The organism is Prolixibacter sp. NT017 (assembly GCF_009617875.1).
Classification (GTDB): Bacteria; Bacteroidota; Bacteroidia; order Bacteroidales; family Prolixibacteraceae; genus Prolixibacter.
Genome location: NZ_BLAV01000001.1, coordinates 2,998,372 through 3,016,550 on the forward strand (window position 1 = coordinate 2,998,372; position 18,179 = coordinate 3,016,550).

General features: G+C 44.4%; 13 protein-coding genes and 1 tRNA gene. 8 read left to right on the plus strand and 6 right to left on the minus strand.

Translation table 11 applies throughout. The features are described from left to right. Positions 1-83: 83 nt before the first annotated feature. A complete protein-coding gene (locus GJU87_RS12400) occupies positions 84-563 on the minus strand; it encodes a hypothetical protein (RefSeq protein ID WP_153639816.1) in 480 nt (159 codons plus the stop codon). A gap of 752 nt (positions 564-1,315) precedes the next feature. Then, a complete protein-coding gene (locus GJU87_RS12405) occupies positions 1,316-2,959 on the minus strand; it encodes a Zn-dependent hydrolase (protein ID WP_153639817.1) in 1,644 nt (547 codons plus the stop codon). A 164-nt stretch (positions 2,960-3,123) separates the two neighbouring features. Between GJU87_RS12405 and GJU87_RS12410 the strand changes: the two genes are divergently transcribed. The 3 genes from GJU87_RS12410 to GJU87_RS12420 all read left to right on the plus strand — a co-directional run bounded on the left by GJU87_RS12410 (position 3,124) and on the right by GJU87_RS12420 (position 7,442). Next, positions 3,124-3,603: a hypothetical protein gene (locus tag GJU87_RS12410; RefSeq protein ID WP_153639818.1), complete on the plus strand. Its 480-nt coding sequence runs from the start codon at positions 3,124-3,126 to the stop codon at positions 3,601-3,603. A 108-nt stretch (positions 3,604-3,711) separates the two neighbouring features. After that, positions 3,712-3,802, plus strand: a tRNA-Ser gene (locus tag GJU87_RS12415). A gap of 274 nt (positions 3,803-4,076) precedes the next feature. Further along, positions 4,077-7,442 (plus strand): hypothetical protein, encoded by a 3,366-nt coding sequence (locus tag GJU87_RS12420; RefSeq protein WP_153639819.1) that lies wholly within the window; start codon positions 4,077-4,079, stop codon positions 7,440-7,442. A gap of 48 nt (positions 7,443-7,490) precedes the next feature. Here the strand turns inward: GJU87_RS12420 and clpB are convergent, their stop codons facing one another. Next, on the minus strand, positions 7,491-10,079 hold the full coding sequence (gene clpB, locus GJU87_RS12425) for an ATP-dependent chaperone ClpB (RefSeq protein WP_153639820.1): 2,589 nt from the start codon (positions 10,077-10,079) through the stop codon (positions 7,491-7,493). Between the two features lie 559 nt (positions 10,080-10,638). On the opposite strand from clpB, the gene GJU87_RS12430 reads away from it, so the two are divergent. The 5 genes from GJU87_RS12430 (at position 10,639) to GJU87_RS12450 (ending at position 15,536) form a co-directional block, all read left to right on the plus strand. Beyond that, entirely contained in the window at positions 10,639-11,361 is a 723-nt protein-coding gene (locus tag GJU87_RS12430) for an energy transducer TonB (RefSeq protein WP_153639821.1), read from the plus strand. A gap of 484 nt (positions 11,362-11,845) precedes the next feature. Then, entirely contained in the window at positions 11,846-12,664 is an 819-nt protein-coding gene (locus tag GJU87_RS12435; RefSeq protein ID WP_153639822.1) for a mechanosensitive ion channel family protein, read from the plus strand. Positions 12,665-12,690: 26 nt separating this feature from the next. Next, positions 12,691-13,572, plus strand: a complete 882-nt coding sequence (locus GJU87_RS12440; protein WP_153639823.1) for a DUF3078 domain-containing protein — start codon at positions 12,691-12,693, stop codon at positions 13,570-13,572. A 104-nt stretch (positions 13,573-13,676) separates the two neighbouring features. After that, positions 13,677-14,465 carry an alpha/beta fold hydrolase gene (locus tag GJU87_RS12445; RefSeq protein WP_153639824.1) on the plus strand — a complete coding sequence of 263 codons (789 nt, stop codon included), beginning with the start codon at positions 13,677-13,679 and terminating at the stop codon, positions 14,463-14,465. Positions 14,466-14,543: 78 nt separating this feature from the next. Next, a complete protein-coding gene (locus GJU87_RS12450; protein ID WP_153639825.1) occupies positions 14,544-15,536 on the plus strand; it encodes a dihydroorotate dehydrogenase-like protein in 993 nt (330 codons plus the stop codon). 20 nt (positions 15,537-15,556) lie between these two features. Here the strand turns inward: GJU87_RS12450 and GJU87_RS12455 are convergent, their stop codons facing one another. The 3 genes from GJU87_RS12455 to amrB all read right to left on the minus strand — a co-directional run bounded on the left by GJU87_RS12455 (position 15,557) and on the right by amrB (position 18,163). Then, positions 15,557-16,288, minus strand: a complete 732-nt coding sequence (locus tag GJU87_RS12455; protein WP_153639826.1) for a hypothetical protein — start codon at positions 16,286-16,288, stop codon at positions 15,557-15,559. A 155-nt stretch (positions 16,289-16,443) separates the two neighbouring features. After that, complete coding sequence (locus GJU87_RS12460) at positions 16,444-16,614, minus strand: hypothetical protein (protein ID WP_153639827.1); 171 nt, start codon at positions 16,612-16,614, stop codon at positions 16,444-16,446. Positions 16,615-16,750: 136 nt separating this feature from the next. Then, on the minus strand, positions 16,751-18,163 hold the full coding sequence (gene amrB, locus GJU87_RS12465; RefSeq protein ID WP_153639828.1) for an AmmeMemoRadiSam system protein B: 1,413 nt from the start codon (positions 18,161-18,163) through the stop codon (positions 16,751-16,753). Positions 18,164-18,179: the final 16 nt, after the last annotated feature.

Consider the following 18,179-nt stretch of genomic DNA (forward strand, 5'->3'; position numbering starts at 1 on the left):
CAGTTAGGAGTTAACGTGCGTAGTTATGAAGAAACTACAGCGTGGACAAAAAACAAGTTTGGGCAACTTGTGCGTTAAATATCTTACATCAGAAATTTTACATCTTTAGCTAATGCCGGGAAATAGGCTGCAATCAAACCAAGCGCTTCTTCTTCGCTCAACTGGTTTGTCGAAAGTTTTCCCTGACCTTCCAGTGCCTTTTCATTCAGATAGTATCCGTTAACCGTCGGGTCAAAACGTTGGAATTTAGCATTCACCAACTTAGCGCCAAAACCACGTTTATTGCAGACATACCTGACTTCAAGATTCTTGGAGCGTACAATGTAGTTACTGCATTTTGAGGTTTTATCGACCAAAATGATAATCGGATTCTCCGAATTCTCATAAGATAACTGATAGGCTTGCAGTTCCTCTCCTCCTGCTTTAACGGGAGCAATTTGTTTTATTTGGTAAGTTCCCAAAGTACTATTCGACTGCCCTTGGATGGTCTTCGCAGAAAGCGGTCCTACAAACAGAATACTCACAATAAAAAGCATAGTTGTTGCGATAGATAATTTTTTCATGGCTTAACAATTTTTATTTCCTGTTACATTTATGCCATCAGGTATTCAATCGATATGCCAAAAGATATAACCAACTAACTTCCAAAGATATTACCCCAAAGAAAAATCGTTTCAGAAAAGCGTTTCTGTCCGGTTTCGGGAAGCAAATTGGCCGAATACGAACAAAACAATAAAATATGTTAAATAATTTATCTCATCCCGGAATTCCGAATAACCGTTCCCCAAAAAAGAAGATGAGTTCCAGCGTTTCGGGAAAGGTTCTCCAAAACCCAAAATGAATTCCAGCGTTTCGGGAAGGGTTCTCTAAAACCCAAAATGACTTCCCAGCGTTTCGGGAAGGGTTCTCTAAAACCAAAAATGACTTCCAGCGTTTCAGGGAAGGGTTCTCAAAAACCAAAAATGACTTCCAGCGTTTCAGGGAAGGGTTCTCAAAAACCAAAAATGAGTTCCAGCGTTTCGGAAAGGATTCTCCAAAACCAAAAATGAGTTCCAGCATTTCAGGAAGGGTTCTCCAAAACCAAAAATGAGTTCCAGCATTTCTGAAAGGGTTCTCACTATCCGGAAAAAAGAGGTTATCCCCAAAAGGGCATCAAATATTTTCAAAGCTATCAAATTGAATATAACCAGTATAATTCCCCTGTATGCCGAAATTTTGGAGGAAGGGGAAAACGGAAGGCCTGGTTACAATTTGCTGGTTTTAAATTCTGCATGTACTTTGGGGACAGCCTCTTAATTTTCTTCTGGATTTCTATTTAATCGAGTCCCAGAGCATTTTTCCCCTGCTCAAATACAATATCTTTAGGAATGCCCGCCGCTGAAATCCGATCCAAATCGCTCTGCAATTCCGGACGGATGTACCCGTTCTCTTTTATCAGCTTAGCTGCAGCATTGTAATCGCCGTCACCCTGAATCTTCAATAACTCATCCGACAATGCAGTCATCGCCTTCTTCATTTTGTCAAAATCAACGCGGTATGTTCCGGTTTCAGTATCACGGGTAAAAGCCCCCTGCTGCTCAAAATAATAGAATCGAATCATGTTGGCTTTACCATGCGCACTGGCTGCACCAAAACGAACAGAACGGAAGATTCCAGCCATAAACGTCACATAGTTATCCATCAGGTCTTCACCGGACAACTCGCCCATGTCGTGCAGTTTGGTGATTACCCACAGTCCCAGGATGTCAGCTTTCCCTTCTTCGATAGAAGTATAGGTATCTTTCAATGCTTCCCGGACCGTTTGTTTACCATCAATGGTTTTTCCAAGCCCCAATCCGTGAGCTACCTCGTGGAACATGGTGTTCTCGAAGAAAGCATCGAACTTGATGTGCGAACGCTGGTCGGGAGCAATCAACAGATCGGAAATCGGTACCAAAATCTTATCAAACTTGGCACGCATGGCATTTTTCAACTGCAGTTTCCGGCTGCCTTTGGCGGCACGGACGCGCTCGTCATTCGGCAGGTTGATAGCAATGGTTTTGGACCCGGCATTGCAATCGCCTGCGTAATATAACACGTCGTAAGCATTCAAGTCGGAATCAGAGCCCGGCATCTCCGCCTTATACTCGGGAGGACAAGGCAATGCCCGCTGCAAATCTGGCAAAAGGGCGGCAAATTTAGCCAACCGCTGACTCCATACTTTGTCTTTTACCAGGATAAACGCTTCGTGCGACGTTTTGTATCCGAAAAGCTGATCTTCATAATTCTCGATAGGTCCCACTACAAAATCGATGGTGTTGTTCTTCATATCGAGCCACGCCATATCGCTGTCGTAATAGTTATCCGTCAGCAACGCATCGGCGCGCAGTTCCAGGTATTTTTTCAGTCCCGGGTCTTCAGCGAATTCTGCAGCCTGGCGAATTAGCGAAGCAGCTTTCTCGATTTGGGTCTTAAAATATTCATGGTAAGGAATCGACATCAACTTACCATCTTTATCCCGACGAATTATGGTGCACTGACTGGTTTTTGTCGAATCCTTCCAGTCATTAAATTCCTGTTCCGTCATGTCCTTAGGATAAAAGTTGGCTCCTTTTGGCTTGGGACCTACTCCTTCCACAAACGGCTTATTATTATTCAACCGCTCCCATGGGCCATAGTTAATCATGGCAAAATCTCTTTCAGCCTGCGTTTTCAGACTGGTCAACAAAGCTTCTTTATCGCCGTAGGCTTCCTGCCAGAAAATGCCATCCATGATATCCGCTGCATCAAACATCAACGACAACATTTTTTTTTGGTTCTCATCGAGCTGGCTCATGTCGGTAGTTAGTTTAACTTTCGCAAACTCGTCTACTTTTTGCGCGACAATATCCTCCTGCTCAGACTCGCTTTTGGAAGAATTCTTGCATCCTCCCGCCATTAAGAATACGATCATTAGTGAAAACAAAGAGATTAGTTTCATATTTATTAGTTTTTTGGTCATATAAATTTCTGTTATTCAATCATTCAGACACTCTTCTCATTTCATTTAGGCGTACCAAAGCTATGAAAAGTAAAATAAAAAACCCTTGACATTCCACCATGTTAATCGGTGGGATTTTATTACTTTGCTCCAAATCGACGGATATGAAGTTCAACATACTTTTTTATATCTCTGTTTTGTTCCTGATGAGCTCCTGCGCTTCCACCCGGCTACCCTGCCCTTGCGAAGCATCCAGTGTCATTCTTCTGGATGATACGGAACTTCATATTCATTCGGAAGTCATTCTGGAAACAGACTCCGACTCCACAAGTAAAGGAATCAAAATCATTGCGCAGATTATTGCTTTCGGTGGAAAACCTCTGCCCAAAGGCCTGCACGCCGAAATTTACGCCATCCGCCCCAGCGATATGAGCTTTGACGGCTATGAAGCCAAATTCGATAAACAGTTAACCGATATATCGGGTGGTTTTATGGAGCTCACCGCGCTGAACGGCCCGGATTGGAAAGTCGGAACGCCCGTCGACGTAGCCGTAAGACTTGCTGACGATGCAGGCAACCGAAAATATATCAAAGAAGATAAAGTGGTCATCCGGAAAGGACAGTCATCCAATGCCGATCAATAAACTCTCAGGCCCGGCTCTCTTTCTTTCAGGAAAAATGTTTTGGGAATAAAAAAAATCTCCTACTTTTGTGCCCCGAAGCGTCGCTATGCGGCGTGCTTCAAACCATACGGAGAGGTGCAGGAGTGGCTGAACTGGCACGCCTGGAAAGCGTGTGAACCCCTAAAGGGTTCCGAGGGTTCGAATCCCTCTCTCTCCGCCACCCGAGCGTAATCACAAAAATGATTACGCTTTTTTTATGCTCCTAAACGGATAATAAATCTCGCCAAAACATGCATTGTTACTACAATTCCTATTTCCTATAATAACTCACAAATCATACCAATTATCCTATCTTATTGTTATAAAACATTTCAGAAAAAGCTTGCTAAAAACTAATTTTGACGTAACTTATATATAGGAAAAGAGAAAGCTGACAAACGTTCTGACCAAGACAACAAAACATTATTAACCTAAAAACCAAAATCTTTATTAACATGAAAACAAATTTTATTTCTCTTTTCCTGATTTTATCACTCACTATCTTTTCAAATAAATCATTCGCACAAACCGGTCCGCCAACGCCGCCTGATCCGGATAGTAATGATACGGAGAATGCACTTTTTGATAACGACCCAATCCCCGAATTTGGAAGCGTGACGTTCTCTCCTTCTCCGATGACGGATACCGAAGTTACCGGAAATAATACCATTTCTGCTTCCATCTCCGATGATGGCGAAGTTATTTCTGCCCTCGTACTTTATGGAACAACATCCGGTAATTTGACGAAATCATTTGCATTGAGTTATTCGTCGGGTACCACATGGAAAGCTGATTTGCCTGTTCTGGAAGACGGCATCTACTACTATCAAATTAAAGCGACCGATAATTCGCAACAAGAAGTGGTGAGTATTGAAGCCTCATTTGAAATTACGGCAGGGACACCTGTTGCCCCGGAAGATTTGCAGGCCAGTGCCATCGATTACAACCGTTTTACCCTTGAATGGCAGGCCAGTTACCAGGCAACATCTTATTACCTCATCATTAGCGCAGAAGAAGATTATTCAAATCCCATTGTCGATGAAGACATTGGGAATGTTACTTCATATGAAGCAACGTCCGTTCAATTCTCAACAACTTATTATTTTCAACTGAAGGCTAAACGTTTGATGGACGATGAGGTGGTGATGGAAAGCGAGATTTCCAGCGGAGATGTCACTACGTTGGACCAACCTGCTCCCGAAGTAACGGTTTCAGTCGAAAGCATTCCGGACTTTGGTGACGTGGTTTCAGGTGAGAATTCTGCGACGTCATCTTATACAGTCAATGCCCAGTATCTGAGGGACAACCTCGTTGTTAGGCCTCCTACCGGATTCGAAATTTCCACCGACGAAACCAACTGGCAGGGAAATGCATCTCCTCTTTCGCTCACGGGAACAGACGGCGAACTGTCCACAACCATCTATGTCCGCTTTGCTCCGGACACTCCCGGGGTTACCAGCGGAGACATCACCCACGAAACAACCGAACTACCGGAGACCGTTTTGGTAGCAATTACTGGAACCGCACTGGAAACAGAACCTACGAACCACGTAAGCGATTTCAGACTCGCCGGACAAAACGGCAATACCGTTCATCTATCGTGGGATGAAAACAGCGGAGAGGAAGCAGCCGAAGGCTATCTTCTGCTCTTCACACAAACAACAGCTCAAACGCCCATAGATGGTGAGACTCCGGTAGAAGACACCGATTTCAGCGACGGTGAGGCTTTGATTGTCATCTATAAGGATACGACTGCAGCTGAAGTCTATATTCCGGGAAGTGAAACTCGCTGGTATACACAGATCATTCCCTATCGGGGAAGTGATGAAACCACCAATGTAAAAACAGACGGAACCATTCCCGAAACAGTGCTCATCACGCCACTGGATGATTTACCCAATGCCTGGATTAACGAGTTTCATTATGATGACAACGAAACTGAGGACGGACGAGTAGAGATTGTTCTCGAGAATGCAGATAATTATGTATTGGAAGATTTCAACGTTATCCATTACAACGGATATAATGGAGCCATAATAGACGAAATGACTTTGGGTAATTTTGCATCTACTTCTACTGAAGGGACATTTGCTTTTTACGATCTTGATTTTGGCACACTGCAAAAAGGACCGGATGGTCTGGCACTAATTTATCAGCACAAACTTATTCAATTCATAAGTTATGAAGGTCCTGTGACGGCAACAGAAGGTGATGCAACTGGTTTAACGTCGATTTCAATTGAGCCCAAAGAGGATAATGATACGCCACCAAACTTTTCCATTCAATTGACTGGCTCCGGTTCTTACTACGAAGACTTTACCTGGCAAGAGTCGGCAGAATCTTCATTTGGTGCCGTAAATGCCGGACAAACATTAACGGCATCTCCCAACCTGGAAACAACTTGGTCCGGAACAGTTGATAATGATTGGAACAATGCAGCCAACTGGAATAATGGAGTTCCGGATGAAACCATGAAAGGCATTATTCCCGCCGGCGTTGACCATTACCCTGTGCTTACCGCAGGAGTGACTCCCAAAACACTCGTACTCGAATCGGATGCTTCACTGGGTGGTCAGCAATATCTTCCTGAAAGCTGCATCTTGTATGCCAAACGAGCATTGACTGCAGAAAAGTGGCTCTTCCTGACTCCGCCGGTAGAGGATAACACAGCTGCGATGTTCGAACCGGTCTACGGCATGGTTTATCTGATTACTTACGATAACTCTCAACCGGCAGATGAAAGTGCCTGGAGCTATGTGTCGGACCAGACACTACCGCTCTCTCCCATGACCGGATATGGCTTTTACAGTACCCGCGAAGAACTCGAGCTCGTTTTCAATGGCAGTCCGATTTCCGGAACGCAGTCCGTTCCGCTAAGTTTCGAAGATGCCGGCAACAACTTCAACTTTGTTGGCAATCCCGGACTGGGAGCTATCGATTGGTCGACTTCGAACCGGACCAACACAACAGGAACAGCTTATATGTTCGATCCGAATGCCAAAACCTACCTGACAATCGCTTCCGACGGAACAGTCACCAATCCCGAGTTTACGGATATGATTCCTCCTATGCAGGGATTTTTTGTGGAAGCCACCAAGGCAGGTAACTATTCAGTGAACCTAGACGATTGTGTTCCAACCGATCAATATTTTCTGAAACAAGGAGTACCCGAAGATTATATTGTTCGGCTGAAAGTGACCGGTCCTAATGGACATGATTTCACTTTAGTTCGATTCGCTCAAACAAACAACGATGAACTGGATTCTAATGAAGATTCGCGAAAGCTGGTTTATTACGATATCGGAGTACCACAATTGTGGTTCAGTCAGGAAGGTGAGAAACTGGCCATCAACCAGGCACGCACGTACCCGGCAAGCTTTCCGTTAGGATTATACATTTCGGATGCTGATGAACTGAGCATTAGCGGCGAGGTTTCCAATTCATTCAGTAATGGAATCACCATATCGCTGGAAAACACAATCACCGGAGAAATACTCGACTTAAGAAGCAGTGATACGTTACGATACGATGCTTCCGCAGGAGAAAACAACAGCTTAATCCTGCACCTTAAAAACGGCACCGGCTTCGATGAGTTCACCAATGAGAAGGTTCGTATCTACAGCTCTGGCGAAATCCTTCATGTCACGGCATCACAGATTCTGAAAGGAAAGCTCGAAGTGTTCAATTTTATCGGGCAAAAAATAACTGAATACTCAATCAACCACACCAATCACGCCCGGCTACAACCCGGGACCGGAATCTATCTTGTTCGTTGGACTGACGACGAACAAGCTGTCGTTCAAAAAGTCAGTTTGCGGTAAAAACCAAAAAAATCCCCCGGTTGAGAGACGCCGGGGGATTTAATTTATTTAGTTCCTGAAAACCAGGGTATCGTTTTCCACATCCACCAGGATAGGTTTGTCTTCTGAGATGGTTCCTGCCAGTAACTGTTTCGACAGGTCATTCAGAACGAAACGCTGTAACGTCCGTTTGATCGGGCGGGCACCAAACTGTGGATCAAAGCCAGAAGCAGCAACCCATTCTACAGCCGCATCGCTGATGGAGATTTCGTGATTGCTTTTCTTCAATCTCTCCATGATCAGGTTGAACTGCAGGTGCACAATCTCCTTGATCTCTTCATGATTCAACGGCGTAAATACAATCGTTTCATCAATACGGTTCAGGAATTCCGGACGAATGCTCTTCCGCAAGAGATTCAGCATCTCGTAACGGGTCTGCTCCAACACCTCTTCACGGTTTTCATCTTTCAGATTCTCAAACCGCTCCTGAATAATGTGTGACCCTATATTCGAGGTCATAATGATGATGGTGTTCTTGAAATTGACCAGACGTCCTTTGTTGTCCGTCAACCGGCCGTCATCAAGCACCTGTAACAAAACGTTGAAAACATCGGGGTGTGCTTTTTCGATCTCGTCGAACAACACCACTGAATAAGGCTTCCGCCGAACCGCTTCGGTCAATTGCCCACCTTCGTCGTAACCAACGTAGCCCGGAGGCGAACCAATCAATCGGGTTACCGAGAATTTCTCCTGGTACTCCGACATATCGATTCGGGTCATCATGTTCTCATCATCGAAAAGATATTCAGCCAGCGCCTTCGCCAATTCTGTTTTTCCGACACCCGTGGTTCCCAGGAAAATGAACGAACCAATCGGCCGCTTTTCATCCTGCAATCCGGCACGCGAACGACGAACTGCATCCGATACAGCTGCAATTGCCTCATCCTGTCCGACAACCCGCTTGTGCAACTCATCTTCCAGCTGTAGCAGTTTTTCGCGTTCACTTTGCATCATCCGGGAAACCGGAATTCCGGTCCAGCGGGCAACGACCTCAGCAATGTCTTCTGCTCCTACCTCCTCTTTGATCATGGAAGATTCGCCCTGCAGCTTAGCTAATTCCGTTTGCAAACGCTGGATTTCCTCTTCGGCACCTTTGACTTTTCCGTAACGGATTTCGGCAACACGACCGTAATCACCTTGCCGTTCCGCCTGCTCAGCTTCCAGCTTCATCTCCTCAATCTCAGACTTGTTGCGCTGAATTGCATCAATCACATCCTTTTCGGCCTGCCATGAAGCACGATACTTCGTCTGTTCTGCCTTCAGGTTGGCAATCTCTTCATCGAGGTTCGCCAGCTTTCGGGTATCGTTTTCCCGACGAATAGCCGCGCGCTCAATTTCCAATTGCTTCAGCTTCCTTTCTATTTCGTCCAGCTCTTCCGGAAGAGAATCCATCTCCATCCGTAATTTCGCTGCGGCCTCATCCATCAGGTCGATTGCCTTATCAGGCAAAAACCGTTCGGTGATGTACCGTTGCGAAAGTTCAACAGCCGAAATGATCGCATCATCCTTAATCCGCACCTTGTGGTGACTTTCGTACCGTTCCTTCAAACCACGAAGGATGGAAATCGCACTCAAGGTATCGGGCTCGTTCACCATGACAATCTGGAAACGACGCTCCAGTGCTTTATCTTTCTCGAAGTATTTCTGGTACTCATTTAAAGTTGTTGCACCAACTGCACGTAAATCGCCTCGCGCCAACGCCGGTTTTAAGATATTGGCTGCGTCCATTGCGCCGTCGCCTTTTCCGGCACCAACGAGCGTGTGAATCTCATCGATGAAAAGAATGATTTCACCGTTGGCTTTCACTACCTCGTTCACCACGGCTTTTAATCGTTCCTCAAACTCACCCTTGTATTTGGCACCAGCAACCAACGCGCCCATATCGAGCGAGAAAATTTGTTTTGTTTTCAGGTTTTCGGGTACATCACCACGGACTATACGATGAGCCAACCCTTCAGCAATTGCGGTTTTTCCCGTACCCGGTTCACCAATCAAAATCGGGTTGTTTTTGGTACGACGCGAAAGAATCTGCAAAATCCGGCGAATCTCTTCATCACGGCCAATCACCGGATCAAGCTTACCGGAACGGGCACGCTCATTCAGGTTGATCGCAAAACGGTTCAGCGAATTGAATGTATCCTCGGCTGTCTGACTGTCCACCTTCGACCCTTTGCGCAAGTCCGCGATAGCAGCTTCCAGTTCCTTCTTGTTGATACCGCTGTCTTTCATCATCTTACTCACAGAATCACCGGCATCGAGCAAACCAAGCAGCAAGTGTTCTACCGAAACAAACTGATCGCCCATATTTTGCGAATAACCGGTCGCTTTTTGAATAACCGTATTCGCTGCCGGCGACAAATAGGGCTCGCCGCCCGACACTTTTGGGTAACCAGCGACAATCTGATCGAGTGCTTGCTGCAAAGTTGAACTATTGACTCCCAGTTTCTTCAACAGAAAACCGGTGACATTTTCAGCTTTGCTAAACAAACCTTTGAACAGGTGCCCGGTGTCGATTACCTGTTGGTTGTTTCCCTGCGCCACCTGAATGGCATGCTGCACAACCTCCTGCGCTTTAATGGTAAAATTGTTAAAGTTCATGTCTGTATTTTTAATTTTTTATTGTTGCCCAAATCCAACTTGCCCCGTTGTAGCATTTATCCAATAGAAAGAAACCGACCGGGACCACTTCAGGTCTCTCCCATTTTTCTCCTCACGAATATCAAACTTATTGCCAAAAGACAACAACAGACAAAATGTCTTCAACCGTCTGTTTATCAGGATTTTTTGACATGCAAATCTTTGAAAATGATGAAAATATGTCAGTCAATTCACTACTAATCCAATATCCAATTATTTTCAATCAATAATTACCCCAAACTATTTACCATAGTGTAGACGTTTGTTCGCAATCGTTCACAGAAGCTTTCATATGCGGACACTAACCCCTGGTCATTCGTCCCTGCAAAAACTACCAAGAACCTATCATTGTGTCACTTATGAAACGTGGCACTGTCGTTGTAATTTGTTATGCGGAATCGAAGAGGATTGTTAAGCATTAATACTGTTAACAGAAGTTTAGTCCATATCACTGGTTTATACAGTGAACGAAATATTTACGCATCAAACAGTATTATGTCTAATTTAAAAACAAGAAGCCATGAAAACAAAACTCTTCTTACTATTCGCAGGATTACTTCTCTCAGTAGTTGCATTCAGCCAGGAAAACATTGAGGAGGTAAGAGTTTCTCCACCGGAATTTGCCGGATTTAAAGGCGCCGCTCTTTTGGTAAACGAAGCCAACGTTGAACTGCAATCGCTCAATGACTACGTAATTAAACGATTGGAATATCCTACAGCCGATGCCCAGGATTTTCGGGAAGGAAAAGAAGTCATTCAGTTTACTGTTCAGCCCGATGGAACATTGAGCAACTTTGTTGTTATCAACAGCGTTTCTTCCGCTATGGACCAAGAAGTTATTCGTGTTCTGAGAACAACCAGTGGTTTGTGGAAACCGGGATGTAACAACAAGGAAGCTGTCGCCATGGACAAAGAATTTGCTGTTACCTTTAAACTGTCAGAGTCATCTGATTTGAAGTCCCAGGCTACGAACTACTTTATCAAGGGGAACAAACAGCTCTTGTTGAAGCAAAATCCGAAGCGTGCCATCCGCCATTTCGACCGCGGAATTGTATTATTACCTAACGAAAAATGTCTCTTGCTGGCACGAGGCATGAGCCGCTATGAAGTCGGTGACAAAGAAGGTGCCTGCCGTGACTGGAACCGTATTAAAGCTTTAGGAGGCTTCGAATCCGACGAGCTGCTTGACAACTATTGTGAAATGTCGGGTTACGCCGATATGCTGAGAACAGTGAAAGAATGAAAAGGAAGCTAACATCACGTTAGCTCAAAAAGGAACCGGTTCTCTTCCCGGTTCCTTTTTTATTGCATCAGGTTTCCCCCTCTTTTTTATTTATACTACCTCCTATATATCAATCAACTTTTCCCATCCCGATTGCTGCTGTAATCGTTTTCTCCTTTACGAAGAATTGAACTTTCTATCGGGCACTTCGTTATGCCTCAATGATAATCAACCTTTTCTTAAAGAAAATAAAGAGTGACAACCTGAGAGCAGACAATCATCGTTGCTAAAAAACACTTTTAAACTGATAATAAACTACTTATATAATCCGGTTTACTTCAGGAATTCGCTTTTAAGAAATTCTGATACTCCGGCAAATAAGCCTTAAAGCAAAAAATTGTTGTATAAATTGCTTTAACACTTTAATTTAGACTTACTCTATTAGAATATAGCGATATGATATCGTCCGGTTCAAACTCGATTAACATGACTAAAAGACAAAAAAATGGAAAACCTGAATGATTACTCCTATGCAGCATGGGGCCTGATTCAAACCTGGGGCCTGAAACTCGTTTATGCTGTTGTTATTTTGATTATCGGTCTGTGGATTATTAAACGGATTGATAAACTGGTAAGAAAAACACTGGGGAAAAGAGAAATAGAGCCTTCCCTTTCTTCGTTCCTGATTAGCCTTCTCGATATCACCCTGAAAATCCTGTTGGTGATTACCATTGCCAGTATGCTGGGAATCCAGATGACCTCGTTTATTGCTATTTTGGGTGCCGCTGGTTTGGCTGTCGGCATGGCCTTGTCGGGAACCCTGCAAAACTTCGCCGGAAGCGTTATCATCCTCATATTTAAACCATTTAAAGTAGGCGATTTCATTGAGGCCCAGGGACACATGGGAACCGTAAAAGAAATTCAGATATTCAACACAATTCTGAATACACCCGATAATAAACAGGTTATCATTCCCAACGGAGGGCTGGCAACCGGGAGCATGACCAACTACTCGGCTATGCCCACACGTCGTGTCGATATGAAGTTTGGTATTGGCTATTCCGACGATATCGACAAAGCCCGTGATATCCTAAAAAGGTTGTTGGAAGAAGACGAGCGGGTACTCAAGGATCCGGCTCCTTTTGTTGCCGTACAGGAATTGGGAGACAGCTCGGTGAACTTTGTCGTCAGACCATGGGTCGAAGCAGCCAATTACTGGGGCCTATTTTTTGATTATACCGAAAAAGTAAAAAAATCATTCGATGCAGAAGGTATCTCCATCCCATTTCCACAAAGGGATGTCCACCTTTTTAATGAAAAATAATGGATAACCAAACGAAATTTGACAACATGCTGAAAAAATTATCTATCCTCATCATTGTTTTAACAGGAACATTGGCTCTTCAGGCTCAAACGCCGGCTGATACCACTAAATACTGGACCATTAACGGAAATAGTTCACTCAACTTTTCCCAGGTTTCGCTTACCAACTGGGCCGAAGGGGGTGACGGATCTGTTTCCGGGACTTTTCTTTTTAACATCAATGCCAATAAGAAGAAAAATAAACACATCTGGGATAACTCCTTTGATGTGCAATATGGTTTAGTCAAGAACGCCAGTGAGAGCTTGCGCAAGAGTGTCGATAAACTGAGCTTCTCGTCGAAGTATGGCTATAAAATCAACGGTAAATGGTACTTGTCGGCCCTCTACGATTTCAGAACCCAGCTGGCCAAGGGGTATAATTACCCGAACAAGGCTACATACATTTCCAACTTTATGGCTCCGGGCTACATGAATTTCGCGCTCGGTTTCGACTACAAGCCCAGCGATAATTTTTCGGCGTTTTTGTCACCGGTCAGTACCAAGTTTACCTTTCTTGCCGATGACTCACTATCCACTGTTGGAGCATTCGGCGTAAGTCCGGGCGATAAGTTCCGCGCTGAATTCGGTGCTTATGTCAAGCTTGCATACACCCAGGAAGATTTGTTGAAAAATGTAGATCTGGAAACAAAACTCGATCTCTTTTCCAACTATTTAGACAAACCACAAAACATCGATGTTAACTGGGATGTCCGATTCAACATGCAGATTAATAAATATCTGACGGCCAACTTCGGTACCACATTAAAATACGACGACAACATCAAATATGTCGATTCCAGCGGTGTAGAACACGGGCCCAGGGTGCAGTTAAAACAACTCCTCGGTGTCGGACTCACTTACAATTTTTAAATGCTTTAATTGTTAAAAAAAGGAATAAACACACAACCCGTTCGAATCGGCTTTGTCATTCGAACGGGATTTTTATACTTTGCACCCTGTTAGAGAATTCATCGATGGAAATATTAAGCTTTCAGGAGTACACTCAGCCGCAGCACAAAGAATGGATTGTTTTCATTCACGGTGCCGGAGGAAGTTCCAAAACATTTGGTCGCCAGATTGCTGCATTCCGCAGCCATTTCAATCTGCTCCTCCCCGATTTGCGGGATCATGGTAACTCGAAAGAACTGACCAAACCGGAAGATGATGAACTTTCTTTCCGAATGGTAGCCCACGATGTGCTTACGCTAATGCATGAAAAAGGAATCGAACGGGCACACTTCATCGGGATATCAATGGGCTCAATTGTCATTCGGATTATTGAAGATATTGCACCAGAAGTAGTCTCATCAGTCATTATTGGTGGTGGCGTAATGAAGTTAAATCGCAGGACGCACCTGCTGTTTAAAACCGGCGTTTTCCTGTCAAGCTTTATCCCCTATCACAAACTTTACCAGTTGGTTGCCTGGATTTTGATGCCCTACCGGAATCATAAAGTGGCCCGCCGGCTTTTTGTAAGGGAAGCGGCTCAGATTAAATCGGAAGCATTTAAGGTGTGGCTGGGATTGGTGGCTGATCTGAAGAAGAACCTGGATAACTATTTCAATAAGCCATTCAAATCGCCGATGCTAATGATCATGGGCAGCCAGGATTTCAACTTCCTCGATGAATCCATCGACTACTGGAAAAAATTCCCCTTTACCAACCTCGATATTTTGCCCAAATGCGGGCATGTTTGTAACATCGAGCAGGCGGATGAATTCAACCAACGTAGCCTGAATTTTCTGCTTAAACTCTCCAAATAGGTTTTCTATCGAATAATGGGTTTTTGTGGTTAAACTTTGTATCTTAAGCGAAGTACATTAACCAGCAAAGCTATCATTATGCCAGATCTATCGACGAAGTTTATGGGACTTTCTTTGAAGAATCCCATTATCATTGCCAGCTCAGGACTTACCGATTCAGTTGCAAAAATAAAAGCACTGGAAGCCAACGGAGCGGCTGCCGTTGTTTTGAAATCGCTCTTCGAAGAAGAGATTATTCTGGAAATGAAGGAAACCGAACACCGCATGACCGGCAGGCCTTTCCTATTTCCCGAAACTATCGATTTTACAGAGGAGGAGTTGTACGAAGACTCCGTCCGGAAATATATTCGCCTCATCAAAGAAGCAAAAGAAGCCGTTGAAATTCCGGTCATCGCTTCCATCAACTGTATCTCCAGTCAAAAGTGGATGTACCTTGCGAAAGAGATTCAGGATGCCGGTGCCGACGCACTTGAGCTCAACCTCTTTTTCCTTCCGTCGGACGACGATCGCGAACAACTGGACAACCTCGTTATCACCGATGCAATTATTCACCAGGTAAAAGAAATTGTTTCTCTTCCGGTTTCCCTGAAAATAGGGTATTACTGTTCGAATCTCGCTTCCTACATCAGCAGGATTTCAGAGGCTGGAGTGCAGGGCCTTGTGCTCTTCAACCGTTCGTGGATGCCTGATATCGATACCGAAAATCTGACGGTCACCTCCGGCCCCATTCTTTCATCACCGGGCGATTACAACCAAACACTTCGCTGGGTATCGTTGATGTCAGGAAAAGTAAAATGCGATTTAGCTGCCTCAACTGGTATTCACTCGGCCGACGCCATCGTAAAACAGTTGCTGGCAGGTGCCAAAGCGGTTGAGATTGCTTCGGTTGTATACAAACACGGTCCGAAGCACATTAAAATCTTGCTTGAAGAGCTGAAGGAATGGATGGCTGAAAAAGAATTTGAATCAGTCGAAGATTTCGTCGGTATGCTGAAGCATTCATCGACCGGAAATCCCGCAGCCTGGGAACGGGTTCAGTTTATGAAAAACTTCAGCCAGTTTGTATCGTAAAACCGGCTGACGAAAATATGCTATTGGGGAACGAAATTATAAGTAATCGTTCCCCTTTGTTTTTCAGGAGCATTGGGGGCAACATTGAACTCTGTATTCTCGGCCGCTTTCTTTGCATATGCGTACAACATGGTATCGGTGACATTCGGGTTGGGACGAGGTGTGGCACTCAGCACCTGGCCGTTTCGGTCCACCACAATATCCACTGTTATTTCTCCACCGCCCTGCGCCAGGTAAATGGGAATCGGCAACCGGACATGATACCGGTCCTTGAGTGAGTAATGAATATTGCTTTTCCCCTTGTAAATGGTGTTCTTAATATCCTCCGGCTTCATGCCCTCAGTGGTTTCCTCAGGCATTTTCACATCACCAATTTCCGGTATTTTCTGCGAAAGCGTTTTATTCACATCATTCACCAGGGCCTTGGCTTTTGCAATCTCATCCCGGTAGGATTTATCAAAAAACTGATCTTTCGTCTGCTTTTTCTTCGATGCATCATTAACGGCTCGATTGGAACCCCGATCAGCGGATTCAGTCGGAGAAGCATTCGCTTTTTTCTCTTTCTTCACTTCCGGCTCCGGTAACTTCGGTTGTGGTTGTTCGGTAAAATCGAGAATAATGCCTTCGTCTTTCGGCATTCTGGACGTTTTCAATTCTGCCAGTAAGAAAATAGTCAGTAGTATGAGGTGAAAGGCAAGTGTGCCAATCACTCCATAAATATGCCGACGATATAATTCCTTTAACTTCTTCATTTATGAACGTGAGCAAAATTAAGAATTTTATCGGCGCTGCGAATAGTGGGAAAGCTTTGTTAACACCTTGGGGAAAATAATCAGGAGGGGCTTCTTCAGAAAAGTATGGACAAAAAAAATGTCCCTTGAAGGGACAGTCTCAACTTACGTTTCTCTTAATCTCTTTCCACGATTTCTTTCAATTCATGAAGGCGCTTGTCAATTTCGCGCATCATATCATCTTTCGATTGTTTTCTGAAAAGAGGATCATCATTTTCTTTTGTTAAAAGTGATTCTCTGAGCAAACGCAAATCTTCCAAACTTTCAAAATACTCTTTTCTTCCCATAAATCTCTCGTTTTTGTGATTTGCACTTTTACACAACGTCAAAAATGCTAATTATATTCCATAATTATATTAAGCATACATTAAAACGACGTTAACTATTCAATTATTGTACCGGATTGTGATTATCTGGAAAGATTTATTCAATCACAATCGCTTCGAAGACGAAAAGCTCAGCCGTCCTCCAACCATCCCATCCCAAATGGGCCTTATTTTTAGAGCAGTATCCTAAAAACTCATCAACTGTCCAATTGTGTTCGGTGGCTACTTGCGGTAGAAATGTACCAGTGTTTAAACCGTTACGGATGTAAATTCCATGCGTCCCCAGAATAATTTCCGACGGATCGTGTATCCGCCGGAGTGGTGTCAGTACGGAAATTTGCACCCGCGTGTCAGGCAACTCACTTCCATCCAAAGGTTCAAAACGGGTATCGTTTATTGCCGAAGAAATTGCCAAATCACGAACCCGTTCATACAACGGCTCTCGCTCATCGAAACGCCCCAAACATCCTCTTAGTTTATTCTTGACATACACGGTAACAAATGCGCCCATTTTGGCCCGTAAAGCCGGAGGAAGATATGCCGGGTCAATATCATCGCGGCCTCCCCGTTCAAAATATTGCCGAATGGCTTCTTCCGCCAGTTTTTTCAATTGCGCTTGCTCTTCTTCGCTCAGGTATGTCTTTTTGTCATTTTTCACCACGGCCTCCAACCCGCCATAGCCAACAACTCGGTCATGACCGCCGTAAACGGAATCACCAGAATTGGAATAATCGACTTTCCGAATAGTCACATTCCCCATCTGTTCCGTCAAATACAGAAATGTAAGCACCGAAGTCCAGCCACAACATGAAGTACGCAGGTTCGAAATATGCTTGTCATTGTTCTGGTCCAGACCGTTAAGAAATCTTTCCGGATCACCGGAAATAATACCTTCTATCGTTTCCTCATCAGCTTTGCGTGCATCTTCATATTCGGGATAGTGTGACAAGTCGGTACTAACGACAAACAGCGTCTGTTCATTTACCAGCGACAAGAGCTCATCGGCAATCCGTTTAGATTCAGATGGACGGACCTGACCTAACAGAATGGGAATAATCCGGAAGTCCGATTTCAGTTTTTCCTGTAAAAAGGGCAATTGAACTTCGAGACTATGCTCCTCGGTATGTGCCGCCGGATAAAAACGAAACAAATCATTATTGGCAATGAGGCTTTCGCATATTTCTAAATCAACAGGAACAACTCCCAATGGCGTTTCATAGTTGCCGATGTTGTACACCGAAGCTCCCCGAAACGATGCATAATGCGAGGAACCAAGCAAAACAACTCTTTCAATGGTGTTTTTCTCCGGAATACGTGCGTAACATTTCCCGGCAGTTCCACCTGAAAAAACATATCCGGCATGTGGGACTATCAGTCCGAGTAGTCGTTCGGATTCGGGTAAGGGAGTTCCGGCCTGAAGGAACTCGTGAATTTCTTTTTGCAGCGTGTTCGGTGAACCGGAATAGAAGCGTCCGGCCGCTACCGGAACACGGTTAACCGTTTCAGCCATGTTCTTTTTCTTTTAA

Bases quoted from the DNA above. Each gene is read 5' to 3' on its own strand.
- GJU87_RS12400 (WP_153639816.1), bottom strand. From the start codon at position 563: ATGAAAAAATTATCTATCGCAACAACTATGCTTTTTATTGTGAGTATT.
- GJU87_RS12405 (WP_153639817.1), bottom strand. From the start codon at position 2,959: ATGAAACTAATCTCTTTGTTTTCACTAATGATCGTATTCTTAATGGCG.
- GJU87_RS12410 (WP_153639818.1), top strand. From the start codon at position 3,124: ATGAAGTTCAACATACTTTTTTATATCTCTGTTTTGTTCCTGATGAGC.
- GJU87_RS12420 (WP_153639819.1), top strand. From the start codon at position 4,077: ATGAAAACAAATTTTATTTCTCTTTTCCTGATTTTATCACTCACTATC.
- clpB (WP_153639820.1), bottom strand. From the start codon at position 10,079: ATGAACTTTAACAATTTTACCATTAAAGCGCAGGAGGTTGTGCAGCAT.
- GJU87_RS12430 (WP_153639821.1), top strand. From the start codon at position 10,639: ATGAAAACAAAACTCTTCTTACTATTCGCAGGATTACTTCTCTCAGTA.
- GJU87_RS12435 (WP_153639822.1), top strand. From the start codon at position 11,846: ATGGAAAACCTGAATGATTACTCCTATGCAGCATGGGGCCTGATTCAA.
- GJU87_RS12440 (WP_153639823.1), top strand. From the start codon at position 12,691: ATGCTGAAAAAATTATCTATCCTCATCATTGTTTTAACAGGAACATTG.
- GJU87_RS12445 (WP_153639824.1), top strand. From the start codon at position 13,677: ATGGAAATATTAAGCTTTCAGGAGTACACTCAGCCGCAGCACAAAGAA.
- GJU87_RS12450 (WP_153639825.1), top strand. From the start codon at position 14,544: ATGCCAGATCTATCGACGAAGTTTATGGGACTTTCTTTGAAGAATCCC.
- GJU87_RS12455 (WP_153639826.1), bottom strand. From the start codon at position 16,288: ATGAAGAAGTTAAAGGAATTATATCGTCGGCATATTTATGGAGTGATT.
- GJU87_RS12460 (WP_153639827.1), bottom strand. From the start codon at position 16,614: ATGGGAAGAAAAGAGTATTTTGAAAGTTTGGAAGATTTGCGTTTGCTC.
- amrB (WP_153639828.1), bottom strand. From the start codon at position 18,163: ATGGCTGAAACGGTTAACCGTGTTCCGGTAGCGGCCGGACGCTTCTAT.